26 protein-coding genes are annotated in these 25,440 nt (G+C 62.0%); 4 read left to right on the plus strand and 22 right to left on the minus strand.

Translation table 11 applies throughout. The features are described 5' to 3' along the window. Positions 1–40: 40 nt before the first annotated feature. From clpA to J0909_RS09265, 3 genes are all read right to left on the minus strand, one after another. Positions 41–2,356: an ATP-dependent Clp protease ATP-binding subunit ClpA gene (gene clpA, locus J0909_RS09255; RefSeq protein WP_286181928.1), complete on the minus strand. Its 2,316-nt coding sequence runs from the start codon at positions 2,354–2,356 to the stop codon at positions 41–43. Positions 2,357–2,365: 9 nt separating this feature from the next. Further along, a complete protein-coding gene (clpS, locus tag J0909_RS09260) occupies positions 2,366–2,680 on the minus strand; it encodes an ATP-dependent Clp protease adapter ClpS (protein WP_207262271.1) in 315 nt (104 codons plus the stop codon). 80 nt (positions 2,681–2,760) lie between these two features. Then, complete coding sequence (locus J0909_RS09265; protein ID WP_207262273.1) at positions 2,761–3,357, minus strand: class IV adenylate cyclase; 597 nt, start codon at positions 3,355–3,357, stop codon at positions 2,761–2,763. A gap of 46 nt (positions 3,358–3,403) precedes the next feature. Between J0909_RS09265 and crcB the strand changes: the two genes are divergently transcribed. Both crcB and J0909_RS09275 read left to right on the plus strand, forming a co-directional pair. Next, positions 3,404–3,781, plus strand: a complete 378-nt coding sequence (gene crcB, locus J0909_RS09270; protein WP_207262274.1) for a fluoride efflux transporter CrcB — start codon at positions 3,404–3,406, stop codon at positions 3,779–3,781. 21 nt (positions 3,782–3,802) lie between these two features. Then, entirely contained in the window at positions 3,803–4,135 is a 333-nt protein-coding gene (locus J0909_RS09275) for a DUF190 domain-containing protein (protein WP_207262275.1), read from the plus strand. A gap of 64 nt (positions 4,136–4,199) precedes the next feature. Here the strand turns inward: J0909_RS09275 and J0909_RS09280 are convergent, their stop codons facing one another. From J0909_RS09280 to J0909_RS09370, 19 genes are all read right to left on the minus strand, one after another. Beyond that, positions 4,200–5,267: a protein-glutamate methylesterase/protein-glutamine glutaminase gene (locus tag J0909_RS09280; protein WP_207262276.1), complete on the minus strand. Its 1,068-nt coding sequence runs from the start codon at positions 5,265–5,267 to the stop codon at positions 4,200–4,202. Between the two features lie 17 nt (positions 5,268–5,284). Next, on the minus strand, positions 5,285–7,510 hold the full coding sequence (locus J0909_RS09285; protein WP_207262277.1) for a chemotaxis protein CheA: 2,226 nt from the start codon (positions 7,508–7,510) through the stop codon (positions 5,285–5,287). 138 nt (positions 7,511–7,648) lie between these two features. Further along, positions 7,649–9,730 carry a methyl-accepting chemotaxis protein gene (locus J0909_RS09290; protein ID WP_207262278.1) on the minus strand — a complete coding sequence of 694 codons (2,082 nt, stop codon included), beginning with the start codon at positions 9,728–9,730 and terminating at the stop codon, positions 7,649–7,651. Between the two features lie 131 nt (positions 9,731–9,861). Further along, entirely contained in the window at positions 9,862–10,401 is a 540-nt protein-coding gene (locus J0909_RS09295) for a DUF2062 domain-containing protein (protein ID WP_207262279.1), read from the minus strand. Between the two features lie 3 nt (positions 10,402–10,404). Continuing rightward, on the minus strand, positions 10,405–12,456 hold the full coding sequence (gene fusA / locus J0909_RS09300) for an elongation factor G (protein ID WP_207262280.1): 2,052 nt from the start codon (positions 12,454–12,456) through the stop codon (positions 10,405–10,407). A gap of 2 nt (positions 12,457–12,458) precedes the next feature. Next, the gene (locus tag J0909_RS09305; protein ID WP_207262281.1) at positions 12,459–13,322 is read right to left on the minus strand and encodes a hypothetical protein; all 864 of its coding nucleotides are present in this window, start codon (positions 13,320–13,322) and stop codon (positions 12,459–12,461) included. A gap of 34 nt (positions 13,323–13,356) precedes the next feature. Then, positions 13,357–14,085, minus strand: coding sequence for an outer membrane protein assembly factor BamD (locus J0909_RS09310; RefSeq protein WP_207262283.1), 729 nt, complete (start codon positions 14,083–14,085; stop codon positions 13,357–13,359). 8 nt (positions 14,086–14,093) lie between these two features. Beyond that, positions 14,094–15,011: a thioredoxin-disulfide reductase gene (gene trxB / locus J0909_RS09315; protein ID WP_207262284.1), complete on the minus strand. Its 918-nt coding sequence runs from the start codon at positions 15,009–15,011 to the stop codon at positions 14,094–14,096. Between the two features lie 3 nt (positions 15,012–15,014). Further along, the gene (gene trxA / locus J0909_RS09320) at positions 15,015–15,335 is read right to left on the minus strand and encodes a thioredoxin (protein WP_207262286.1); all 321 of its coding nucleotides are present in this window, start codon (positions 15,333–15,335) and stop codon (positions 15,015–15,017) included. A gap of 154 nt (positions 15,336–15,489) precedes the next feature. After that, complete coding sequence (gene tsaD / locus J0909_RS09325) at positions 15,490–16,572, minus strand: tRNA (adenosine(37)-N6)-threonylcarbamoyltransferase complex transferase subunit TsaD (RefSeq protein WP_207262287.1); 1,083 nt, start codon at positions 16,570–16,572, stop codon at positions 15,490–15,492. Beyond that, a complete protein-coding gene (gene fbp / locus J0909_RS09330; protein WP_207262288.1) occupies positions 16,572–17,603 on the minus strand; it encodes a class 1 fructose-bisphosphatase in 1,032 nt (343 codons plus the stop codon). Before fbp ends, tsaD begins: the two co-directional genes overlap by 1 nt. Before the next feature lie 29 nt (positions 17,604–17,632). Then, positions 17,633–18,421, minus strand: coding sequence for a hypothetical protein (locus J0909_RS09335; protein WP_286181919.1), 789 nt, complete (start codon positions 18,419–18,421; stop codon positions 17,633–17,635). A gap of 60 nt (positions 18,422–18,481) precedes the next feature. Next, complete coding sequence (locus J0909_RS09340; protein ID WP_207262289.1) at positions 18,482–19,273, minus strand: tetratricopeptide repeat protein; 792 nt, start codon at positions 19,271–19,273, stop codon at positions 18,482–18,484. After that, positions 19,257–19,580 (minus strand): FtsB family cell division protein, encoded by a 324-nt coding sequence (locus J0909_RS09345; protein ID WP_207262290.1) that lies wholly within the window; start codon positions 19,578–19,580, stop codon positions 19,257–19,259. Before J0909_RS09345 ends, J0909_RS09340 begins: the two co-directional genes overlap by 17 nt. A gap of 2 nt (positions 19,581–19,582) precedes the next feature. Continuing rightward, a complete protein-coding gene (locus tag J0909_RS09350; protein ID WP_207262291.1) occupies positions 19,583–19,861 on the minus strand; it encodes a hypothetical protein in 279 nt (92 codons plus the stop codon). A 243-nt stretch (positions 19,862–20,104) separates the two neighbouring features. After that, positions 20,105–20,695 carry a CDP-diacylglycerol--glycerol-3-phosphate 3-phosphatidyltransferase gene (gene pgsA / locus J0909_RS09355; RefSeq protein WP_207262292.1) on the minus strand — a complete coding sequence of 197 codons (591 nt, stop codon included), beginning with the start codon at positions 20,693–20,695 and terminating at the stop codon, positions 20,105–20,107. 10 nt (positions 20,696–20,705) lie between these two features. Beyond that, positions 20,706–21,593 carry an Mrp/NBP35 family ATP-binding protein gene (locus J0909_RS09360; protein WP_207262294.1) on the minus strand — a complete coding sequence of 296 codons (888 nt, stop codon included), beginning with the start codon at positions 21,591–21,593 and terminating at the stop codon, positions 20,706–20,708. A gap of 46 nt (positions 21,594–21,639) precedes the next feature. After that, positions 21,640–22,626, minus strand: coding sequence for a DUF368 domain-containing protein (locus J0909_RS09365; protein ID WP_207262296.1), 987 nt, complete (start codon positions 22,624–22,626; stop codon positions 21,640–21,642). Next, positions 22,616–23,257 (minus strand): protein-L-isoaspartate(D-aspartate) O-methyltransferase, encoded by a 642-nt coding sequence (locus J0909_RS09370; RefSeq protein WP_207262298.1) that lies wholly within the window; start codon positions 23,255–23,257, stop codon positions 22,616–22,618. Before J0909_RS09370 ends, J0909_RS09365 begins: the two co-directional genes overlap by 11 nt. A 167-nt stretch (positions 23,258–23,424) precedes the next feature. Between J0909_RS09370 and J0909_RS09375 the strand changes: the two genes are divergently transcribed. Further along, on the plus strand, positions 23,425–23,856 hold the full coding sequence (locus tag J0909_RS09375) for a CBS domain-containing protein (protein WP_207262300.1): 432 nt from the start codon (positions 23,425–23,427) through the stop codon (positions 23,854–23,856). Positions 23,857–24,037: 181 nt separating this feature from the next. Beyond that, on the plus strand, positions 24,038–25,390 hold the full coding sequence (locus J0909_RS09380; RefSeq protein WP_207262302.1) for a M23 family metallopeptidase: 1,353 nt from the start codon (positions 24,038–24,040) through the stop codon (positions 25,388–25,390). The last annotated feature ends 50 nt before the right edge of the window (positions 25,391–25,440 follow it).

The following is a 25,440-nucleotide window of genomic DNA, read 5'->3' on the forward strand; positions in this document are numbered from 1 at the left end:
GGCGGCAAGAAAGGGGCGGCCGAAGCCGCCCCGATATTCGCTATTGCTTGGTCCCGACGGCATCGAAGGAGAATGTGAATTCCCCGGATTCGCCGCTGGCGGGCTTCTTGCCGGACCGTTTCCGGGCCGCGGCCACGTCCACGGTAACCACGCCGCCCTTGGCCAGGGAGCCGAAGAGCAGTTCGTCCGCGATGACGTCCTTGATCTCGGTCTGAATGACCCGGCCCATGGGCCGCGCACCCATGGAAGCGTCGTGGCCGAGTTCGGCCAGCCGTGCCCGGGCCTTGTCGGTCAAGGCGACCACCACGCGACGGTCCTGCAACTGGTCGTTGAGTTCCTTGATGAACTTGTCCACGATCCGCTCCATGACCGGCTGTTCCAGGGAATGAAAGGTGACGATGGAGTCCAGCCGGTTACGGAACTCGGGACTGAAGAGTCGTTCCAGGGCCTTCATGGCCTCGCCCTGGCGATCGGAATTCCCGTCGCGCTTGAAGCCGATGGCCCCCTTGGCCATCTCCCGGGCCCCCGCGTTGGAGGTCATCAGCAGGATGACGTGCCTGAAGTCCGCCTTGCGCCCGTTGTTATCGGTCAGGGTGGCGTAGTCCATGACCTGGAGCAGGATATTGAAGACGTCGGGGTGGGCCTTTTCGATCTCGTCGAACAGGACCACGCAGTGCGGCTTCTTGCGCACGCCCTCGGTCAGCAACCCACCCTGATCGAAGCCCACATAGCCCGGAGGCGCGCCTATGAGCCGGGCCACGGCGTGCTTTTCCATGTACTCGGACATGTCGAAGCGCAAAAAGCCGATGCCGAGCACCTGGGCCAACTGGCGGGCCAGCTCGGTCTTGCCCACGCCGGTGGGGCCAGTCAGCAGGAAGCTGCCCACGGGGCGCCCCGCCTGGCGCATGCCCGCACGGGAACGCTTGATGGACTTGGCCAAGGCCGCCACGGCTTCGTCCTGACCGAAAACCACGGCCTTGAGGTCGTCCTCCAGGCTCTTCAGGCGCTCACGGTCGGACGTGGTCAGCCTGCGAGCCGGAATGCGGGCCATGCGGGCCACGACCTTCTCCACGTCGGCCACCTTGATACGGTCGCCCTTGCGCGGACGGCCGGACAGCTTGTACAGCGCGCCGACTTCGTCCATGACGTCGATGGCCTTGTCCGGCAGATAGCGGTCGGTAATATGCCGCTCGGACAATTCGGCCGCCGCCTTGAGAGCGAAGTGGGTATAGTTAACCCCGTGGAACTCCTCATAGTGGGACTGCAACCCCTTGAGGATGGCGATGGTCTCCTCCACGGTGGGTTCGGCTATCTCGATCTTCTGGAACCGGCGCGACAGGGCGCGGTCCTTTTCAAAATGGTTTTTGTACTCTTCGAAGGTGGTCGAGCCGATGCAGCGGATCTCGCCCGACTGCAGCAGGGGCTTGAGGATGTTGGAAGCGTCCATGGAGCCGCCCGAGACCGACCCCGCGCCCACGATGGTATGGATCTCGTCCACAAACAGGATCGCGTCGCGGTTCTGCTTCAGTTCCGTCAGGACGCCCTTCAGCCGCGCCTCGAAATCGCCCCGGTACTTGGTGCCCGCCAGCAGCGAGCCCATGTCCAGGCTGTAGACCTCGGCATTGAGAAAATCCTTGGGCACGTTGCCTTCGACGATCATCAGGGCCAGGCCCTCGGCCATGGCGGTCTTGCCCACGCCGGGATCACCCACGAAAATGGGATTGTTCTTGCGCCGTCGGGACAGGACCTGGATGGTCCGTTCAAGTTCCCCGGCCCGGCCGATAAGCGGGTCGATGAGCCCGTGGGCGGCCCGGTCGGTCAGATTGACCGTGAATTCCTTGAGCGGGCTCTTCTTCTCGCCGGGACGGTCATCCAGGGAGTCGCCCCTGGACGGCTGGTCGTCGCCCAGGTCGTTCCACTCGTCGCCCATGGACATGCCGTGGGAAATGAACTCCAGGATGTCGAGCCGGGAGACGTCGTGGGTACGCAGGAAGTAGACCGCGTAGGAATCCTCCTCGTCGAACATGGCCGCCAGGACATCGCCCACCTCCACGGTGGTCTTGCCCGAGGCCTTTTTCTGCCACACGGCGCGCTGCAGCACGCGCCGCACGCCGAGCGTCTGGATGACCTCGGATTCGGTGCCCTCGGGCAGGGACTCCATATTCTCCACGAAAAATCGCCCGAGCTGGTCCCTGAGCCGTTCCATCTCCGCGCCGCAGGCTTCGAGGATCTCCTCGCCCTGCTCCTCGGTGGAGATGGCGTACAACAGGTGTTCGAGCGTCAGGAACTCGTGGTTCCGACGCTTTACCTCGTTGACCGCGGAGGTCAACGCGCTTTCCAGTTCCTTACTCAACATCGTCATAGACTATTCACCTTCCATGCTGCACTTGAGCGGGAAACCCGCGCTCTTGGCCAGCCGGTGCACCAGGTCCACCTTGGTTTCGGCCACCTCGGCGGTATACACGCCGCACACCCCGTACCCCTGGTTATGCACGGAGAGCATGATGGCCGTCGCCTGCGCCTCAGTCCGACGGAAGACGCGCACCAGAATCTCGACCACGAAATCCATGGTCGTATAATCGTCATTATGCAACAGGACCTTATACTTCTTCGGTTCCTTGGCTTCATGTTGCCCAAGGATCTCCGAATCGAATCGGTCCCCGGTAAAAGGGTCACTCATAGCGGTTCGACTCCACCAATCCTTTGTATTTCCTAGCTCCCAATATAAATTCCTTTTACCCGCCTGTCGAGGGCCGCCGGTCAAAGATTCTCGATTTCATCCAGCAGGGCCGCGCGTTCCCCGGGAGCGAACACGAAATTTTCATTCGGCTCCAGTCCCTTCGCCAATCGGTATTCAAGATTCAATCCGTGATAGGTGGCCTTGCTGGTCCGGTTCGGGTCCAGGCCGAGATCGGCGGCACACGCCAGGACCGCAGCCTCCACTCCCTCGATCTCAACAAAATCCCCGAAAGGCAGATGGTCCAGGCAGACCACGCAGCCCATGTAACGCCACTTCTCGCGGACCTTCTCATAGCGAAAGGCCGGAAAGAAGCCCACGGCCCGCAAGGCCTCGTCCATGGCCGCGAGGTCATCCACCCCGGTCTCGATCTCCTCGAATATCTTGAGGGCCGACGGCCTCTGGTTGTCGGGCGGACGCTTGACCGTGAGCAGGCCCCGCCCCTGCCGCTCCCGCAGCCGGAGCAGAACGCCCTCCGCCTTCAGCGACCGGTCGGGCCGATCGAAAACCGTATTGCTTTCGAAGTAGCGACCCGAAGTCCCGGCCCCGGCCCGGCCCAACCGGCCTGCCAGATCGGCCAAGTCCACCCCCGGATATTTCAATTCGCACTCCAACGCCATTGGCTTTCTCTCCTTGTGTTGCTATACATTGACCAGGGATATCGAAATGCTGACTAAAATTCTTTACCTTTCTTTAGGCGGGACCTGCGGGACCCTGTCGCGTTATTTTTTGTCCGGCGTGGCCCAGCGCATGACGGGGGGAAGCTTCCCGGCGGGCACCTTCGCCGTGAATATGGCGGGCTGCCTGCTTTTCGGCGCGGTCTGGGGATTCTTTGAAAACCGCCTGCTCCCCGGCAGCGAGATCAGGCTGCTGGTCCTGACTGGATTCATGGGCGCCTTCACCACCTTCTCCACCTACATGTTCGAGACCGCCAGCTTGGTCAAGTCCGCGCAGATAGCCATGGCCCTGGTCAACGTAGTGGGCCAGTCCGTGGCCGGGCTGGCCTTGGTCCTGACCGGCATCGCCCTGGGCCGCCTGCTCTAACCAACCATTCCGGAGAACGCCATGAAACTGCTCGAAAAGGCGGAACGCATCAGAATCTACATCGGCGAAGACGACAAGTCCGACGGCCAGCCCCTGGCCGACGCCATTGTCCGCGAAGCTCGCCGGATGGGCCTTGCAGGGGCCACGGTCTACCGAGGCCTCATGGGCTTCGGAGCCAACTCCCTCATCCACACCAGCAAGATTCTCCGGCTGTCCGAGGACCTGCCCGTGGTCGTGGAGATCGTCGATCACCCGGAGAAACTGGATCCCTTGCTCGCCCGGCTCGACGGCATGCTTAAGGAGGGCATGGTCACCCGCGAACCCGTGGACGTCATTGCCTACCGCCACAGCTAAATGAAAACGCCCCTGCGGGAACGATCCCGCAGGGGCGCATCCGCACTATTCCTTCCCAATGGCCTCAGCCGCAGGCCCGAACAATCTCCGGCGCTATCTTCTCCAGGGACAGGACCTTGTCCACGCCGCCCTGCTTGATGGCCTCCTGGGGCATGCCGAAAACCACGCAATTCGCCTCGTCCTGGGCGATGGTATACGCCCCGGCGTCCTTGAGCTCCTTCATGCCCTTGGCCCCATCGTCGCCCATGCCGGTCATGATGGCGGCCACGACGTTCGAGCCGCCATACCGCGCGCCCGAACGGAACAGGACGTCCACCGAGGGGCGGTGCCGGGAAACCAGGGGGCCGTCCTTGACCTCCACGTAATATTTGCTGCCGGTGCGCTTGAGCAATAGATGTTTGTCGCCCGGGGCGATCAGGGCCAAACCGCGCATCATGACGTCGCCGTCCACAGCCTCCTTGACGGTGATCCGGCAGAGGCCGTTGAGCCGGTTGGCGAACGCCGCCGTGAAGTGCTCGGGCATATGCTGGACAATGGCGATGGGCGGACAATTCTCGGGCTGGGCCTCAAGAAAAACGCGCAGCGCCTCGGTGCCGCCCGTGGACGCGCCCACCAGGCAGACTTTCTCCGTGGGGGACATGGTCATGGGCCTGCCCTTGGGAATGACCGCGTCCGCACTGAGCTTGGGCTTGACCTGGATCGGCGGGGCCGCCACGCGGACAGGCCTCGTCCCGGCCAGGGCCGCCGCCTTGACCTTGTCGATGAGCCGAATTCGCGACTCTTCGAGAAACTTCTTGGTCCCCACCTTGGGTTTGGTAATGATCTCCACGGCCCCGTATTCCAGCGCCTTGAGCGCGGTAGTGGTGCCCTCTCCGGCCACGGACGAGCAGATGACCACCGGAATGGGACGCTGCTTCATGATCTTGCGCAGGAAGGTCAGGCCGTCCATGCGGGGCATCTCGATATCCAGAGTGATGACGTCCGGGATTTCCTTCTTAAGCCGCTCTGCGGCCACATAGGGGTCCACCGCCGTACCCATGACTTCAATCTGCGGGTCGGAAGACAGAATATCTTCGAGCGTTTGCCGAACAACGGCGGAATCATCGACAATAAGAACTCGAATCTTACGCATGAACAACCTCTTGAGGACTATCTGGATTCTGCAACGATGCGGCGGATAAGGCCGGGCACGTCCAGGATGAGCGCAATGGACCCGTCACCCTTGATAGTGGCCCCGGAGATGCCCTCCACATCCTTATACACCCGACCCAGGCTCTTGATGACCGTCTGGTGCTCGCCTATGACCGTGTCCACGACAATACCGACGCGGCTTCCCTCCACGCCGGTGATAACGATCTGCTCGATGGGCGGATTCTCGCCCTCAATGTTGAACCATTCGCGAATATGGATGTACGGCACGATCTCGCCGCGCAAGTGCAGAATGCGTTGCTCGGACCCGGCCTCCTCCACTTCGCTGCGGGACAGTTCCACGCACTCTTCCACCAAGGACAGGGGAATGACGTAGTATTCGTTCTCCACCCGGACCTGAAGTCCGTCGATGATGGCCAGCGTCAGAGGGAGCCGGATGGTGATGGTTGTGCCCGTGTTCGGCTTGGAGTCGATGTCGATAGTCCCGCGCAGGGAATCTATGGCCCGTTTGACCACGTCCATGCCCACGCCCCGGCCGGACACGTTGGTCACCACCTTGGCCGTGGAGAAGCCGGGCTCGAAAATGAGCTTGAGCAATTCCTTTTCGGTCAGTTCGGCATCCTTGGAAATCAGCCCGCGCTCGATGCCCTTCTCGCGGATCATCTCGCTGCTCATGCCCTTGCCGTCGTCGGATATACGGATAAGGACCTCGCCGCCCGAGTGCTCGGCGGAAAGCAGGATGGTGCCCTGCGGGGCCTTGCCCTTGGCCACGCGTTCCTGGGGCTGCTCGATGCCATGGTCGATGGAGTTACGCAGCAGGTGGACCAGGGGATCGCCCAGCCGTTCGATGACCGTCTTGTCCAACTCGGTCTCCGCGCCGCTGGTGGCCAGGGTAATCTGCTTGCCCAGATCAGCGGAAAGATCGCGCACCAACCGCCGAAACTTGCTGAACGATGTACCTATGGGCAGCATGCGGATACCGAGCGTGGAGTCGCGCAGTTCATCGCTCAACCGTTCCAGCTCCTCGGCCAGCAGGGTCAGGGCGGCATCGTGCTTCTCGCTGACCACCTGGGTGATCTGCGCCTGAACGATGACCAATTCACCTACCAAATCCACCAGATAATCAAGCTTGTCCGCCGCTACCCGGATGCTGCTCAGGGCCTCCTGGCGCTTCTTCCCGGCCGCCTTCTCGCGGACCTCGCCCTGCCGCTTGACCGCCTTGCTGACCTTTTCCCCTGGGACCTTGCCAGACTCGGTCAGGATCTGGCCCAACGGCTTGTCCACCCCGCTCTTCTGCGAAGTCAGCGCCTCAGCGACGTCCGCATAGGTCAGGTCGCCGCTTTCGACGAGCATTTCGCCGATCCGGGGGATGCGCACGGAGTCATCCTCGTCCTCTTCCACAAAACTGGATACCGGGGTGACGGCCTTCCGCTCCCGGGGCGGAGCGGGCTCGGACGAAACCGTTTCCGGAGCAGGTTCGGGCTCCCCGTCCAAGGCCTTGACTTCGACTTTGAGATCCGCATCCAAAAAGAAGAACACATCCTGGACGTCGTTCTGGGCGGCCTCGGTCTCCAGCAAGAGTTCCCAGCCGCTTCCAGTCTCCCGATGACCGGACTCGACCTTGAGGGTTCCCAACCGTTCCAACTCTTCGAAAAAGGCCTCCACGGCGTCCGCGTTCACCTCGCCGCCCAAGGGACGGAGGGTGATGCGATAGCAGTGCATGGGTGCGCCGGACTCGTCCTGCGGGGCGGATTCCGCCTCGTTCCCGGCGGGAGGGACCTCTTCCGGTGCGGACTCGGCCTCTGCGGCGGGCTCGGACACATTGCCGGCAGCCGTCGCGTTGGTCCCTTCGACAAAAGACTGCAAACCGTCAAGAATGTCCTGCATGATCTCCGGGGCGACGGGCTCGTCGTCCTCGGCCTCGAGCATGGCCCGAATCTGGTCGCGAGAACGCAGGGCCAGGCTGCACAGGACCGGGGTAGCCTGCACGTCGCCATTGCGCACCATGTCGAAAACCGTCTCCACCTCATGGGTGAAGGCGGCGATTTCCTCGAAGCCAAACATGGCTCCCGACCCCTTGATGGTATGCAGGGCCCGGAATATCTGGTTGACCAGATCCATATCGTCGGGCGCTTCCTCAAGTTCGAGCAAAGCGCCCTCAAGCTCGATCAGGAGGTCGTAGGCTTCTTCTTTGAATATCTGTCTGTTCAGGTCGTCTCCTGACATTCCGCCACTCTCCTCACGTCAGATTCCCACGCCGTTTTGAACGCGTGTGGGATGGGTTGGCCACATGCGGCGTACTGATAGTATATCAACTGGAACTAGAGGAATAGACTATTATAATCTTTTCCAAAACAGAGGCGGTCACTTGGCCCCGAGAAATTTGATCTCGGCCCGGGCCGACTGATCGTCAAAGGGCTTCACCGCGATCTCCACCCGTTCGCCTTTGAAGTCCGCCGCGCCGAGCAGGATACCCTCGAAGTAATCGAACAGTCCCCGGCTCGAACGATAATTCATGAACAGAACGTCGCCCTTGTCCTCATAGGTGAATTTGGGCGGCTTGATGCCGGGCTGGGACTTGGTCAACTGGGCATGGACGTCGTTCATGCGCAGATAGAAATCCTTGAGCGAATCCTTCTTGAAATAACCGGGATAAAGCTCGTTGAAACGGACCACCGTATACCGGCCCAGCCCGATGAAAAATTCCCTGACGGAAATACCCGCGCCGTCGGCCGCGAATTCGGCCATCTGCCGCAAGACCTGGTCCGGATAGCTGTCGGCGGGCAGGAAGACCGGATTGCCCAACTCCCGCTGCATGGCCTCGTAGAGGGCCTGGCCATGAGTCTTGCGCACGTATTCCTGAGCCAGCTTGGGCAGGACGCCTCTCATTTGCCCATCGGAACTGCGCAGCCTGTCGCTCGTCCCGGTCTCGCCGTCACCGAATTCCCTGGACACGTCAAGCAGTTCCCTGGCCAGTTCGGCCATCTCCCGGGTCGCTCCGGCGGCCTGTCCGGCGGCCTCGTCCGCATCCTCGGCGATGGAGGCAATGTCCCCCACACTGCGCATGATCCCTTCGACAGCCGAAGACTGCTCCTCGGCGGCGGTGGCAATCTGGGCCACCCGTTGTACCATGTCCCTAATATTGTCCATGATCCGCTGCAATGATTCGCCCGCGCGGTTGGACAGGGCCGTGCTCTCGCCCACCTTGGCCGCCGTGGCCTGCATGGAGTTGGTGGCATCTTTGGAGCGCTTCTGGATGGCGACGACGGCTTCCTCCACCTCCTTGGTGGCGTCCATGGTTTTTTCGGCCAGCTTGCGCACCTCGTCGGCCACCACGGCAAACCCCCGGCCTGCGTCGCCCGCTCGGGCCGCCTCGATGGCCGCATTAAGGGCCAACAGATTGGTTTGGTCCGCGATGTCGTTGATGACGTTGATGATCTGCCCGATGGCTCCGGCCTGGGAGTCCAGTTCGACGATCTCCAGGCCCAATTGGCGGGCCGACTCGGCCACCTGGTTGATGGCCGCCACCGCGTCGTCAACCATGGCCGCGCCCTCCTCCGCCGAGGTGTTGGCCTCGGTGGCGGCCTCGCTGGTCACCGTGGCATGGCGAGCCACTTCCAGCACCGTGCCGGTCATCTCCTCCATGGAAGCGGCCACCGAAGCGGTCTGACGGCGCTGTTTCTGCGCGCCCTGGGCTTGCTCGTCGGCCGAGGCCGAGAGCAATTCCGTGGCCGAGGCCACATGCTCGGCCAGGCCGCTGATGTGTTGGCCCGCTTCCCGCAGGCGTTCGCGTTGCGTTTCGATCTCCCGTTGGCGGGCCGCCTGTTCCGACAAATCGAGGAGGGAGGCCACCGCGCCAAGGGTTGCGCCCGCGTCGTCCCGAATAAAATCCACGAAAAGCTGTACCGGGACGACCCGCCCGTCCCACAGCTTGAGGTCCAGAGATTCGGCCACGGGCTTCATGGTCCGCAAGGCCTTCTCGGTCACCGAAACGCCATCCCGGTCATAAAAGGCCCGGCTGACGGTTTGGCCGACCGCTTGATCCTCGGTTTTGTGCAGGAGCGCGAGCAGAGGCCGGGAGGCCTGGCGGATATGCCCTTCGGCGTCGCTCAACAATGCCGGACCGGCCAAGGCCCGGAACGCCCGTGCGCAAAAATCCGCCGCCTCGCGTTGGGCGGACAACGCCTCGGACAGCGGCCCCATGGCCCCGCCAAGCAGATTTTCTTCCCCGGCAAGGGGCTCGTCGCCTCGAACCAGCCGGTCCAGGGCCGCATGGAGTCGGGCTTCGGTACGCTTCAGCCCGATGCCCGCAACCATACAGACAAGCAGGGCGCAACCGGCCGCCAATCCGTAATATAGCCATCCCCCGAAGGCAAAGGCGACGGCGAACAGGCCGCACAGGCCCACTCCAGACAAAACCATTTTTCCCATGGGACGTAGCTGCATTCATCCGGCTCCGTGCAAGGCTATGGGTGGCGAACGGAAAAACATATTCCGGCCCACCACTACCCCTTCTTCAGGCTATTGGCAATTATTGGTGAAAACTGATGAAGTTCAGGCGCGTGGAGCGCCGTCGGCTATTCTTCCCGCTTGCGCAGAATACGCACGGCCCGCCGCCGGCGATACCGCCGGATGGCGAACAGGGAAAGGAAGTAGGTCGCAATGGTGGCCGGGATGCCGAAGGCCAGCCCGCCCGCGAACATAACCCCGAAGACCTGCCAACCCGCATGGATCATGTCCACCATACGGAGCTTGTCCGGGTCGAAGGTCAGGTTGTGAAAAGGCGTGACCACCTGGCCCACCTGAAAGAGGAAATAATAGAACGGGACCATGGTGGCCGCGTTGGAATAGCAGGTGACCAGCCAGGCGGCCAGCTTGTTGACCCGCAGGACAAAGGCCAGGGCGATGACCACCACGGACTGAAATGGAATGATGGGCAACGCGCCGATGAACATGCCCAAGGCGCAGGCCGCGGCCAGGTTCTTGGGCGACGAATTCTGGCGCATGAGACGCAGGTACCAGTACCGCATCCACCGCTTGGTGCCCGGCCACCATTCCCGGACAGACCGCCTGGGCGGCTTTTCCGGGGGCGTCCGGTGAGTAATTCTCTGGGTCAAGACCTACTCCAGGACGTCAAAGCGTGAAAACTTCATCATGAACCCGGCGCGGCCCTGAGTGGCCGAACGCAGGTCCGTGGAAAAACCGAACAAACTGGCCAGCGGAGCCAGCCCCTGGACGATCTTGAGCCCGGCCCGGTCGATCATGTTCTCGATCTTGGCCCCCTTGGCACCGAGCAGGCCGACCACATCGCCAACGAACTCTTCTGGCACGGAAATCTCTACCCACATGATCGGTTCCAGAAGCTTGGGATCGGCCTGGGCCAAGGCCTCCTTCAGGGCCATGGCCGAAGCCATGCGGTAGCCCACCGGGCTTGATTCACCTTCCCGGCGCTCCAGCCCGAGCACCCGAACGCGGACGTTCTGCACCGGGTAGCCGCGGATCACGCCGCTCTGCAACCCATCGGTAATGCCGTCCTCCACGGCCTCCAGCCATGCGGCCGGCCAGGCCTCGGTGTCCACCTCGAAGGAAATGGTCCGCTCCTTATCCCGATCCAGCGGCTCCACCGAAAGCTCCACCGCGCCGAAATGCATGACCTCGCCCAATTCGCGGCTGAACAGGCCCTTGCCCGTTCCCTTGCCTCCGACGGTCTCCTGGTAGACGACTTGCGGTCTGCCCGCCCGGGGCTCGAGCTTGTACTCGCGCTTGAGCCGTTCCAGGATGACTTCCAGGTGCAGCTCGCCCATGCCGGATAAAATGATCTGCCCCGTGTCCTCGTCGCGCTTGAGGTCCAGGGTCGGGTCTTCCAGGAGATATTTTTCGAGCGCTTCGTCGAGCTTCTCGCCCTCCTCGGTGTTGCGCGGCTCGATGGCCAGGGAGATGACCGGCTTGTAGTCCGCGATCTGCTCAAGGATAACCGGCGAGGACCGGTCGCACAGAGTGTCGCCCGTACGGGCGTATCTCATGCCTGCGGCGGCCACCATGTCACCAGCAAACGCTGCGTCGATCTTCTCCTTGCGGCCCGCATGCAGCCGGAACAGCCGGGCCACGCGTTCATCCTGGTCCTGGGTAACGTTATACACGGTCCCACCCGCCTCGATGCGGCCCGAATAGATGCGCATCATGGCCAGTTTGCGGCCGGAATCCATGGCCACCTTGAAGACCAGGGCGGACAGGGGCTCCTTGGCGGAGACCTCGAAATGCTTCTTCTGGTGCGTGGCCGGGTCCACGCCGGTGGCGGGCGGCACGTCGAACGGGCTCGGCAGGTAACGACAGACCGCGTCCAGGACCGGCTGCACGCCGACGTTTTTGAGCGCCGAACCAACCAGCACGGGCACGAACCGGCGGGCCAAGGTTCCTTTACGCAGGGCCGCGTGAATCCGATCCGCGGGCACCTCTTCCCCGGACAGATAGAGGTCGAGAATCTCCTCGTCCTCCTCGGCCGCGGCCTCAAGGAGTTTTTCGCGCCAGGGGGAAAGCCGTTCGCCTTCCTCCCCGGTCACGGGCCGCCGCGAATACTCGGCCCCGCTGGACGCCTGGTCGAACTGAAGCCGTTCCATGGTCACGAGATCGAACACGCCGGAAAATTCCTGCCCCTCGCCGTCCGGAAACTGGATAGCCACGGGGTTGGTCCGCAATTTTTGGACCATGGAATCGAGTACCCTCGTGAAGTCCGCGCCCAGCCGATCCATCTTGTTGACGAAGGCGAGTTTGGGCACATGATAGGACTCGGACTGCCGCCAGACCGTTTCGGACTGAGGCTCCACGCCGCTGACCCCGCAGAACACGCCCACGGCTCCGTCGAGCACACGCAGGGATCGCTCCACCTCGATGGTGAAATCCACATGGCCCGGCGTGTCGATGATATTGATCATGCACGGGTCCCACTGACAGGAGGTCACGGCCGAGGTGATGGTGATGCCGCGCTCCTGTTCCTCGGGCATATAGTCCATGGTGGCCGTGCCTTCATGGACCTCCCCGATACGATGTATTTTCCCGGAATAATAAAGAATTCTCTCGGTCAATGTGGTCTTTCCGGCATCAATGTGCGCGATGATGCCGATATTGCGGAGGTTGCCGAGAACCTTCGCCGAAGGGGCGTTGCTCTTGCTCACGATCAGTCTCCGATGGTCCAGGCGGTGCGATGGAAAAGGAAAAAATCGGATTGCAGTTCGGGCCAGACCCAACACCCTTCCTGGCCGGGTCCCAGAACCAGCCGGGCACGGTCGAGGGTCTCGCCGACACGGTCGGCCGGGGCGTAGGCCACGTCGCGAACCGCATCCAGAAAAGCCGAAAAAGAATCCCCGCCGCGCGTGAAGCCGTCGGGCAGGGGCACGTCCGCCCCGAACACGGTGAATGCGGTGTCGGGATGGATAAAGGCCAGAGCGTCGAGGTCGAAGGTCGCGTCATCGTCCAGAAACAGGACGGCGTTACGCCCGAAGACCGGCCGGTACACGGCCAGCCCGGCCCGTTCGGGACAGGCCGCCGGGTCGGCGGTCAGGTCGATTACCGCCCCACTCGCACCAGCCTCGGCCAGGCGATCCAGCAACTCGGCCAGCCCGTTGCGGTCAAGATCGGCCACCAATTCCTGTCCGGCCAATTCCATGGCCGTAAGCAGGCCAGGCGCCCACGCCTCTTCGACGTCCAGGCGGACCGCCAGGATCCGTCGCACGCCGCAGGCCACGGCGGGCACCAGGGAGGCCAGCAACCGGGCCGGGGAAGTCAGGGTCCCGTCAAACAGGACCAAGGCGAAATCCACGGGAGCGAACCGGCTGACCGAATCGAACCCGCCCCGCCAGCGCGTCGCAACTTCGCGGGCCGCGTCCTTGCGCGGGCCATACCAGTCGTACAGCCGGGCGATGCAGGTCTTCATCAGGGCGCGCTCCCCGTCCGTGGAAATCCCGTAGGCGTCCGCGAACAAGGCATCGTCCACCAGGGACTCGCCAATCAGATCGGGAAGAGACAGTTCCGATTCACGCATGGGACAGGCCGACGGATGAAGGGTTGAGCGGCATCTAGAGCCACTGCTTGAGCCAGCGCTTCCAACTCCCCTGGATACGCGCCCGCTCGTCCTCGGACAGGGTCTTCTGGTATTCGAAATAGGAATATTCGGCCCGTTTTATGGCGTAGTCGCGCAAGTCGGGAATGTCCGAAAAATTCTCCACCACATACTGATAGCGGTGCCACGCCGGACCGAACTGGTCCGTGCGCCAAAAGAAGTCGGCCACGAAGATCTCGTGCTCCGCCAGAATGCGGCGGCTCTTGAGAATCATCTTCTTGCCCGCTTCGGCGTACTGGGACTTGGGGTAGGTTTCCACCAGCCGGTAGAGGTACTCCAGGCCTTCTTTGATGTTTTCCTGCCGCCGGTCGATGGTCCGGAACATGGACACATCCGTGTTGGCGATCTGGTAAAGGACGTAGGGGATGTTCTCGTTGCTCGGATGCAGCGCCTCGAACTCCTTGTATGCATCCAGGGCGTGCACGTAATCCTCGTCAAGGAAATAGGCATCGCCCAACGCCAGCTCGCCCTTGAGAGAGAACGGGCTGAACGGGAAACGATCCTTGAGTTTCGAGAAGTATTCCTGGGCGTCCCCGTAGTCCTTCTCGTCCATGGCCGCCATGCCCGCCTCGTACAGCTCCTGGGCCGTATCCTCGGGCGGAGGCAGAAAATAGCTGTCGATCCAGATGCACCCCGAAAGGGACAAGAGGACGACCATAAGGACGGGGGCCAATATTCGACGCATGGGGACTCCTAGTCCAGTTGCTCAAGATAGGAAAAGGCGGCGGTGGCGGCGGTCGCCCCGTCGCCCACGGCGGAAGCCACCTGACGGCACATCTTCGCCCGGATGTCGCCGGCGGCGAAGATGCCCGGCACGTTGGTGCGCATCTCGACATCGGTGATCACGCCGTTGCGCTCCATCTCGATATCCCCGGGTACGAAGTCGATGATCGGCTCGAACCCGATGAAGATGAAGACGCCGTCGAGTTCGAGCCTGGACTGTTCGCCGCTCTCGACATTACGCAGGGCCAGGGACTCCACGTCGCTCTCACCCAGGATCTCCTCCACCACGGTATTGCGGATGATCTCGATCTTCTGGTTGGTGAAGCACTTATCCTGATAGCAGACCTGGCCACGGAAGTCCTGCCGCCGGTGAATCAGATAGACCTTGTTCACTAGGCGGGACAGGTACAGGGCCTCTTCGAGGGCGGAGTTGCCGCCGCCGACGACGGCCACATTCCGGCCTCGAAAAAAGTTGCCGTCACACAGGGCGCAATAGGAGACGCCCCGCCCGATCAGGCGGTCCTCGCCGGGCACGCCGAGCTTGCGGTAGCGGGAGCCGGTGGCCAGAACCACGGCCTTGCCCCGAATCTCCTGGTCGCCCACCGTGACGGTGTGCCAGGGCGCACCGACCTTGATGGAGCGGACCTCGTCGTTGATCCGGTGCAGATCGTAATCCTCAAGGTGGTCGGCGAATTTGTCCGCCAATTCCCACCCCTGGAGCCCCTTGGGAAAACCGGGATAATTCTCGATCTCCGAGGTCATCAGAACCTGCCCGCCGGGGGACAGTTTCTCGACCATGGCGGTTTTCACTCCGGCCCGTAAAAGATAAAGGGCAGCCGTCATTCCTGCCGGGCCGCCCCCTATGACTACGGCGTCATAAGTTTCCATGAATTACAGCGCCTTTTTCTTGATCATTTCCTTAATGCTGCTCTTGGAAACCGCACCGGTGGACTGATCAAGCACTTCGCCGTCCTTGAACAGGATCAAGGTGGGGATGGCGCGAATGCCATACTTGCCCGGCGTAGCGGAGTTTTCGTCAACGTTCATCTTGACGATCTTGATCTGACCCTCGAATTCCTCGGCCAGTTCATCGATAACGGGCCCCATGGCGCGGCAGGGACCGCACCAAGGCGCCCAGAAGTCGATAAGGACCGGGATGTCGCTCTGCAGAACGTCCTGCTCAAAAGTACCGTCGGTAATCTGATTCGCCATGAAATTCTCCTTTTTTTGCTCGGCCGGAGGCCAGCGTATTCTCATGGTCCGGCAAGGCCGGGGCGGCGCCACGCCGCAATTGTTTTCGCAATTTATTTAAAATAGGTCCGCATGTACCCTACTGTCAAGGAGTGCCCGGAATTTTCATGTCCCGTCACCCCTTTGGGGCCGCCCGTTCCCAGTCCAGCGGAACGATACGCCCCCGGGGTATGGCCTCAAGATCGAGTCCATGTCGGCACCCCGCCTTGGCGAGCAGCCAGCCCGCATGGGCGATCATGGCCCCGTTGTCCGTGCACAGGGACAGGCTCGGCAGGGTCAATGCCAACCCATGCCCGTCGGCCACGGTGCGCATGGCCTCGCGGACGCCCGTATTGGCGGCCACCCCTCCAGCCACGATCAGACTCCGGACCGCCCCTACCCGCTTCAATGCGCGTTCCACCTTGATGCGCAGCGTGTCGGCCACGGCCCAGTTGAACGAGGCGCAAACCCGGGCCAGGGCGGCCCGCCGTTCTCCCGGCAGATCGGCCACGGCCTGCGGATCGGCCATGGTTTCAAAAACCAGCTCAGGATGGTCGGCCACATGATTGGCCACGGCGGTCTTGAGTCCGCTGAAACTGAAATCCAAAGTGGGATTGTCGATGTAGGGCCGGGGGAACAGGCCCGTATCCGGCTCTGCCTCCCGTGCCAGATCGTCGATAAATCGTCCGCCGGGATAGGGAAAATTCAGCATCTTGGCGGTCTTGTCAAAGGCCTCCCCGGCGGCGTCGTCCAGCGTCCGGCCGAGCAGTTCGAACTCCGTCGGCGACTGGATCAGGTAGGTATGGGTGTGCCCGCCCGAAACAAGCAGCCCCAGGGCCGGGAAACGAAGCTCCCCTTCCAGCCCCGGCGCGAGCAAGTGCGCCCAGAGATGATTGACCCCGATCAGGTCCGTTCCGGAGGCCAGGCAAAGCCCCTTGGCGAAGCTCACGCCCACCAGCAGACTGCCGAGCAGCCCCGGGCCACGCGCCACCGCCACGCCGTCCAGGTCCTCGGCGCGCAGGCCGGTCGCGTCCATAAGCTGACGATAGAGCCGGGGCAGAACCCGCAGATGCTCCCGGGAGGCGATTTCCGGAACCACGCCGCCAAACAGGGCGTGGGTGTCCACCTGGGTGGCCAGCCGTTCGCCCAGCAAACGGCCGTCCTCCACCAGCGCCACGGCGGTTTCGTCACAGGAGGTCTCGATGCCGAGGATGCGCATCAGCGGTTCTTTTTTCTCCGCGATTCGGATTCATAGATTTCCTGGACGACCCGGACGTCGTTGCGCGAGCCGCAGAAAAAGGGAATGCGCTGGTGCAGATGGTCGGGCTCGATGTCCAAGACCCGGTTATGGCCGTCGATGGCCAGGCCGCCCGCCTGCTCCACGAGAAAGGCCATGGGGTTGCACTCGCAGAGCAGCCGCAGCTTGCCCGAAGGCTTCTTGGGATCACGCAGGTCGGCGGGATACAGGAAGATGCCGCCGTAGAGGAGATTACGGTGGAAATCGGCCACCAGAGAACCGATGTACCGGCCCGAGTATGGCTTGCGCAGGGCGTTCTGAGGCGATTTGAAATAGGCCAGGACCTGCTTGGTATGGCGGTCCCAGTACCGCTCGTATCCCTCGTTGACAGAGTATATCTTGCCCTGTTCCGGGATGCGGATGTTGGGATGCGAAAGCAAAAACTCGCCCACGCTCGGATCCAGGGTGAAGCCATGCACGCCGTCGCCGCAGGTGAAGACCAGCATGGTCGAGGAGCCGTAGAGCACATAGCCGGCGGCTACCTGTTCGCAGCCCTTCTGGAGCACGTCGCTGGACATGAGCGCGGCGGCCGGGTCGCTCTTGCGTTTGAAAATGGAAAAAATGGTCCCGATATTGACGTTGACGTCAATATTCGAAGAGCCGTCCAGGGGGTCGAAGATGATGATGTATTCGCCGCGCGGCAGGGACTCGGGCACCTCGATGATGTCCGCGTTCTCCTCGCTGGCCATGGCGCAGAGCACGCCCGACCGGGCCAGCCGATGGATCAGGATGCGATTGGCGTATTCGTCGAGCTTCTTGACTTCCTCGCCCTGGACGTTGATGTCGCCCGTGAAGCCGAGGATGTCCACCAGCCCCGCCTTGTTCACGGCGCGGCCGATGATCTTGGCGGACAGGACGAGTTCGTTGAAAAGCCGCGTAAATTGGCCGGTTGCTCCCGGCACCATCTTCTGGTGCAGGAGGATGTGCTCGGTGACGGTTACCTGCTGCGGCATCTGTTTACCCTCTCGGTTGTTATGCGCGCTCAAAACGGCCACCAGCTTCCCTCAGCTTTGGGGTCCACGCTCTCTGTGGCGTACACATACTGGTCCTTGCCCACATACCGTGTCAGCCAGGTGTAATATCGGTTGCCCACCTGGACCTGCCCGTGGACCTCGCTCTTGAGGATGTCTTCCCAATCCACGGCCAGCATGGCCTTCTTGTCCACGTCCGCACCCAGGGTCCAGACGTTGTGGCCCGGATGGATGACGATCAGGGCCGTGGGATCCGGGCACAGGCGCAGGAGCGAACGGGGGTCGAAGCCCACACCGATCAGGCCGCCGAACTTGATGTCCTCGAAATAGGGCCGCCCGATGTACATCTCCGGGCCGAGGTCGGAATAGTCCACCACGGTCAACAGGCTGACCTCGCGCCAGACGCCCTCGAAGACCAACGGCTTGCTGATGCGCTTCACCGGCAATTCGGGCTGCATGAAAATGATGGTCCCCTCTTCATCCGTGACCAAAACCCGATCCACCCACGGGAAGCGGGCCATGAGCAGGTCGAGCCAGTCGACGCCGGGCATGGTGTCCGTGTCGTCCACGAAACGGATCAGCGAAGTCAGCGGACCGTCAACCGGGGAGATAAGCTTGGCCAGCTTCTCCTGGTTGGGATTGGTGAATTGATAGCTGTCGGTATCAATGGTCGGCGGCGGATCCACGAAGTCTCGCGTGGTCTGCCAGGTTTCCTTGGTGTATTCGGCGGTGGAATCCCACATACCGCAACCGCCGAGCAATGTCGCGACGGCCAGAATCGTCAAAAATAAATATCGCATATTCCCGCTTTCGTGCATGACCGCTCCGCACCTCGGCGCGGACGTCCATTGCTGGTTTGCCTAACCTTGGACTCGGGCTTCGAATCTGGAAGCCAGGGTTTCGAGGGTGCTGATCAGCCGGTTCTTGGCATGAACGCTGAAGGCGTCCGCTTCCTCGCCCGGCCCGTTGCCGTCCCGGCGGTGCTCCAACTGGACGATTCGGTCGCGCAGTTCGGCGCGCCGCTCGTCGGACACGGTTGATTGCAACAAATCCCGATAGATTTCAAGTGCCCCTTCCACATCGCCCTGAGATGCGAGCAGGTCGGCCATGGTCTTGGTCCGGAAAGATCCCGTGCCGGGCCGGAAGTCGCGGCGCTCGCCGTCGTCGTCATCGTAACGCCGGTCTACCTCTGGCAGCCTGAAGGGCGGCGGGCAGTCCACCGGGGGCGGCAGGGGCGCGCCCACCAGTCGATCGGCCAAGGTGCCGATGCCTTCAAAGACCACGTCGGTCCACTTGATGACATCGCCGGAAAGGTTGGAGGCGACCAGCATCAGGAAGACGGCCAGGTCGCGCTGTTCCGGGGGCAAGCTCCGAGCCCAGCCGCGCCAGAAGGCGGGATAGTCCCGCAACGGGTTGATGACCCGCTCCAACTGCTCGTGGACCTCGGCCTCGCGGTCGAGTTCGGTCAACAGCTCCACCAGGAGCATGCGCGCCTCAAGGTAGTCGGGGTGTCTGTCCAGCCCCTGACGCAACGTCTTGACCGCGTCCTCCGGCTGTCCGTTCTCCACGAAGAGCTTGGCGAGAGGGAAAAAGACCCGGGAACCGGGTTCCAGGGAGAGAACTTCCTGATACCATTCAATTTTCTTGCACATCGACGGCGTCTCCGCGAGGTTGGCCCTTCTCATCCGGGAATATATATAACAGCTCGTCCTTCTTTACGAAATTCATTCTCTCTCGAATGACCTTCTCCTGGTAGGCCTTGTCCGACTTGAGCTTGCGAATCTCCTGGCTCAGGTCCAGACTCCGGGTGTCCACCGCGTCGATCTTCTGTCGCAGAACCTCATACCGGTTCTTCAATTCCAGGTAGGCGAACACCCCCTGGTCGCTCCAGATCAACCGAGTCAACAGAAAAAGGTTGATGCAGACCAGCAGCACCGCGAATATCATTTTGCCGCGCATGGTTACTGTAGCCGACGCTCTGCCCTGGCACGGGGCTTACGGCGCGAGAGCGGTCCCTGCAACTCCCTGAGGAAATTCGACGTTGCCGTCTCGATGCGCTCCACATCCGACTCGCTCAACTCAACCTCGTCGATCCGTTCGAGGAACGACTTGAGCACGACGAATTCGTCCAGGAGGGAGTGGCCGTTTTCCAATTGCTCCAGCTGGGACTCGAGATCGAGAATGGTCTGGAGGCAGTTGGTTATGCGGACAAGATGTTTGACCGAGCTGGAATCCGACATAGGCATCTCTCAGAAATGTTTGTCTCTCTTCGCCTTGTAACCTTTTTTTCGAGATCTTGTACAGTTATGCCATAGCAAAACTAGCATGTTACCCCCCCCCTGTCATCCCTGAATTTCCTTAATCCGAACGAGATGTTGCAAGGCAAACCGCAATGCGGTCCAGGCGGTTCTCGATTTTTTCTAGACTAGTCCGGCGCGACCGATCGGGCCCGCCTTTCGACGCGACCGGCCCGGCCTTCCCGGTCAGCCCTCTTCCGGAGTCCCGATCCACTTCCTGTAGAAATTGTACAGGTAGTGGCCGCCGGAAACCACGGTCAGGATGAGCGCGACGTACAACAGCACAATTCCCGTGGGCCGGGGATCCCAACCAAAGAAGGGATAATGGAAGATCAGCATGCCCACGGCCAGGGCCTGACTCAGGGTCTTGGCCTTGCCCAGCCTGTCCGCGGCGATGACCTCGCCCTGCTCCGCAGCCACGGCGCGCATGCCCGTCACCGCCAACTCGCGGCAGATGATGATGATCACCACCCAGGCGGGCACGCCCCACCCCGGCCCGAGCCTGACCAGCATGATCAGGGCCGAGCCGATGAGCAGCTTGTCGGCCAGGGGGTCGAGGAACTTGCCCAAGTTGGTGATGGCGTTCTGACCCCGGGCGATCTTGCCGTCGAAATAGTCCGTGACGCAGGCCAGGAAATACAGGCCGAAGGCGAAGTAGGAACCAAATTTGAAGCCGAACCACATCTCGAAGTAGAGCAGCAGCACGATGAAAGGCGCCGCCAGGATCCGGGCCATGGTCAGACAGTTGGGAAGATTGAAGACTTTTTTTCTATTCATCGTTCCCGCCTTAGGTATTTGTTGTCGAGGCCGCCTCTAGGCTATTCTGGGCAGCCGCCGCGATCGTGTCCGCCAGTTCGATGAATGCGCGTTTGGCGAAGGATTCGTCTTCCAGAAGGACCACCGGAGTACCCAGGTCCCCCGCCACCACTGTGGCCGGGTCCAGCGGGATGGCGCCGAGGAAGTCCAGGCCGTACTTCTCGGCCAGGGCTTTGCCTCCGCCCTTTTTGAACAGGTCGATGGACTGGTGGCAGTGCGGGCAGATCAGTCCGCTCATGTTCTCCACCACGCCGAGGATCGGGGCCTTGGCGTACTGAAGGAAATTGATGGACTTGCGCACGTCGGACAGAGAAACCTCCTGAGGCGTGGTCACCACCACGGACAGAGCATCCGGGATGGTCTTGAGCACGGTCATGGGCTCATCGCCGGTGCCCGGAGGGGAGTCGACCACCAGAAAATCCAGTTCGCCCCACTGCACGTCGGAGATGAACTGGCGGATGGCCGAGGTTTTCATGGGACCGCGCCAGAGCACGGCCTGATCCGGATCCTTGAGCAGGGACTCCATGGAAACCACGTGGAGATTCTCGTTGTATTCCTTGGGAAGGATCAGGGACCCCCGGTCGATGTCCAGGGTGCCGGAGATGCCCAGCAGGGTCGGGACCGAGGGGCCGTGGATGTCCACGTCCAGCAGGCCGACCTTGTAGCCCTTGGCGGCCAGGGCCGCGGCCACGTTGACCGAAACCGAGCTTTTGCCGACCCCGCCCTTGCCGCTCATGATGAACAGCTTGTACTTGATCTTTTCCAGGGTGGACTTGATCATCTCATCCTGGATTTTCATCTTGGCGCTTGCCTTGCCGTCGCCCCCGCCGCCGCAGGAACCCGAACTGCACTCACTCATATCTTCTTCTCGCTTTATCGCTTTCTCCCGCAAAGGAGACCCTATTTCATTGCGTGCGGTCGGACAACCGCTCCAAAACACACACGGCGAGCACGCCCGCCGCGAACAACCCCAGGGCCAGGACAACGTCCCAACTGAATCCGTCGGGGAAGACGTTCTGCGCGCGCAGCACGTGCATCTTCCCACGAATGACCGTGGATTCCAAGACTTCTTTCCAGGGCCAGACTTTTCGCAACGCCCCGATCATGAACCCGGTCAACACGCTCACCGTGGCGGCGTGCCACCGGGCGAGCAGAAAATGCAACACCCTGGAAAAAAAGACGATGCCCACCACCGCTCCCGCCGCGAAAGTCGAAATGACCACAAAGTTGTCCCACAGGAACGGATTCTTGAGGGTCCGGGTCACGTATTCATACTTACCGAGCATGAGCAGCAGGAAGGCCCCGCTGATGCCCGGCAGGATCATGGCGCAGATGGCGATGGCCCCGCACAGAAAGATGAAAGCCGAGGTTTCCGGCGTGGACACGGGAATCATGCCCACCAGCAGATAGCTGCCCGCCGCCCCCAGCAGGACGAAGCCCAGGTTGATCGCGTTCAGGGGTTTGATTTCCCGCCCAACCACAAAGATGGAAGCCGTGACGAGCCCGAAAAACAGGGACCAGATCTCCACCGGGCGGTTGTTGAGCATGTAGTTCATGACCCCGGCCATGGTCACCACGGCGGTGAGGATGCCGAAGAGCAGACAGGCCAGAAAGCGCAAATGCACCTCGGCCAGCGCACCGGTCAGGTCCAGGCGCAACAGCCGGCGTACGAACAGCACGTCGAAGGATCGGATGGCATCCACCAATTGGGCATAGATGCCGGTGATGAAGGCGATGGTCCCGCCGGATACGCCGGGGATGATGTCCGCCCCGCCCATGCACAGTCCCTTGAGCCAGAGCAGTGCGGCCTCGCGCGGGGTGCGCGGCCCGGGGCTGGCCATGAAGGCCGCCCGGAAGGTCATCCGTCCGTCTCCATCCGCCCTACCAGCCATGGCTGCCCACCAGATCGACAAAGGCCACGCCGCCCCTGTCCTCGCGAGTAACCCGGCCGTCCTTCTTCTCCACCAGGATCAGACTCTGGTTGCGCCGGGACGCACCCACCGGAATGAGCATACGGCCGGGATCGGCCAGTTGGTCCACCAGCGGAGCGGGCACTTCGGGACCGCCCGCCGTGACGATGATCCGGTCGAAGGGCGCTTCGCCGGGCCAGCCCATGGTCCCGTCGTCCAGCTTGAGCTTGACCGAAAACATGCGCATATCCATGAACCGCTTGCGCGCGGCGTGAAAAAGCTTCTTGATGCGCTCCACGGTGTAGACCTCGGCCCCCATCTGGGCCAAAACCGCCGCCTGGTAGCCGGACCCGGTGCCGATTTCGAGCACCTTCATGCCCGGCTCCACCTGCAGAAGCTCCGACATGAGCGCCACTATGTAGGGCTGGGAGATGGTCTGCCCTTCGCCGATGGGCAACGGCCCGTCGCTGTAGGCCTTGTAGGCCAGGGCCTCTTCCACGAACAAATGGCGCGGCAGTTCGCGCATGGCCGCAAGCACGCGCTCGTCCGTCACGCCGCGTGCCTGAATCTGGTCGCGCACCATGCGCTCCCTGAGCCTTACCGGATCAACCATCGTCTCTCCTGGGAATACGGCGTTCCATGAACGAAAACACCTGCGGGATGCTGAACAGATTTTACCCGCCAAGTCAACTCGGGGGCTAAAGAATACCCGGAAAGGGAGCAGAAATCTTGACACATTTCCCGCATTGGCGGAAACTGAGGATAGATTCAGGAGGGCCTATGCTGAAGGTAAGAGATCTCATGTCGTCGCCGGTTTTTTCCCTCAGGGAAAACGACTCGCTGCATAGCGCGCGGGAGCTCATGGACCTGCAGCGCATCCGGCACATTCCCATCGTCACCGTGGACAACGTCTTCACCGGGCTCATCACCCACCGGGACATCCTGTCCGCGACCATCTCCAAGCTGGCGGAACTTGACCCCGAAACCCAGAAGGAGATCGACGCGGGCATCCCCATCCACGAAATCATGCGCGCGGACGTCGTCTCGGTGACGCCCGACATGTCCCTCAAGGAAGCCGCCCGGCTCCTGCTCAACCACAAATACGGCTGTCTGCCCGTGGTTGAAGGCGGCGGTCTGGTCGGCATCGTCACCGAAGCCGACTTCCTGCGCCTGACCATCAACCTCATGGAGGGGCTGGAGCAGGACGACTGACGCCGTCCCGCCGGGATCCGCCTTTTCGCGAAAGCATCGAAAACGGCCCGCCCCCACGCCCTGGATTTTTCCCCTGACACTCCCCTGTCGCGCTTTCGGTGCGGGCTTTTGTCCTTCTTTCCTTGTGTCCGCTCTGGGAGTATTATAGAAATAGTCTAGATTTAATCACATAGGAAGTACCATGAACAACGAGACCAGCCTGAATAAAAAGAAAAGCGGCGGCAAGCTCCCCCTGGGGGGACTGCTCACCATCATCATCCTCTTGGCCCTGTGCGCCGGGGTATTCATGATTTTCCGCGACACTACGCCCCCGGTGGTGACCATCTCGCCCGACGCGGACCAACTGGGCAAGGGATCCGTCTTGACCGTCAAGGTGGACGATGACGGCAGCGGTCTGAAGTCCCTGGAGGTCTACGCCGTCCAAGGCGGCAAACGCACCCCCCTGGTCGCCAAGACCTATCCCGGCGGCATCATGCAGGTCCAGGAGGACATCGTCCTGGATGCCACCCCCCTCGCCGAGGGCGAGTTCTCCATTGAGGCCACGGCCCAGGACGCATCCCTCTATCCCTTCGGCGCGGCGGGCGCGACCAAGGCGGCCAAGACCTACTCCTTGGACCTGACTCCGCCGCGAATCTATGTGGAATCCCCGGTCAACAATCTGAACCAAGGCGGGGCCGGGCTGATGGTCTACGCCCTGAGCGAAGAAGCGGCCAGCACGGGCATCCAGGTGGGCGAGCGGTTCTTCCCGGCCCATCTCCAGCCCGGACATCCCGGCAAGTTCCTCTACTACTGCCTGTTCGCCCACCCCTGGGACGTCTCAGTCAAGGACTTCCAGCCGTTCATCACCGCCTCGGATGCGGCCGGGAACAGCGCCAAACGTTCGTTCAGCTATCATACCAATCCACGCGCCTTCCGGCATGACAAGATATCCCTGTCCGATAGCTTCATGGAGCAGACCATCCCCGAATTCCAGGGCCTGATCCCCAACCGGGGCAGTCTGCTCGCCCAATACCTGTACATCAACAACATCATCCGCAAGGAGAACCGGGCCAAGCTGGTGGAATTCAGCCACCAGACCAGCCCGACCATGCTCTGGTCCGGCCCGTTCGTGCGCCTGCCCAACGCGGCCAACCGGGCCCGCTTCGCCGACGCTCGCGACTATATGTACAAGGGCAAGAAAGTGGACTTCCAGACCCACCTCGGCCTGGACCTGGCCAGCGTCCAGCACGCTCCGGTCCCGGCGGGCAACGACGGCCGTGTGGTCTACGCCGACTTCCTGGGCATCTACGGCAACGTGGTCGTCCTGGACCACGGTCTGGGACTGCAATCCCTCTACGCCCATCTGTCGTCCATAGCCGTGCATCCCGGCGACATGGTCACCAAGGGCCAGATCATCGCCCACACCGGGGCCACCGGGCTGGCGGGCGGCGACCACCTGCACTACGGCATCACCGTGGGCGGCATCCCCACCCAACCCATCGAATGGTGGGACGGGACATGGATCAAGCACAACATCACTTCAAAACTCCGGTAATACCAATGAAAAGGCGGCCCGCATCATGCGGGCCGCTTCGTTTTCGGGAA

This window comes from Desulfovibrio sp. Huiquan2017 (assembly GCF_017351175.1).
Classification (GTDB): domain Bacteria; phylum Desulfobacterota; class Desulfovibrionia; order Desulfovibrionales; family Desulfovibrionaceae; genus Pseudodesulfovibrio.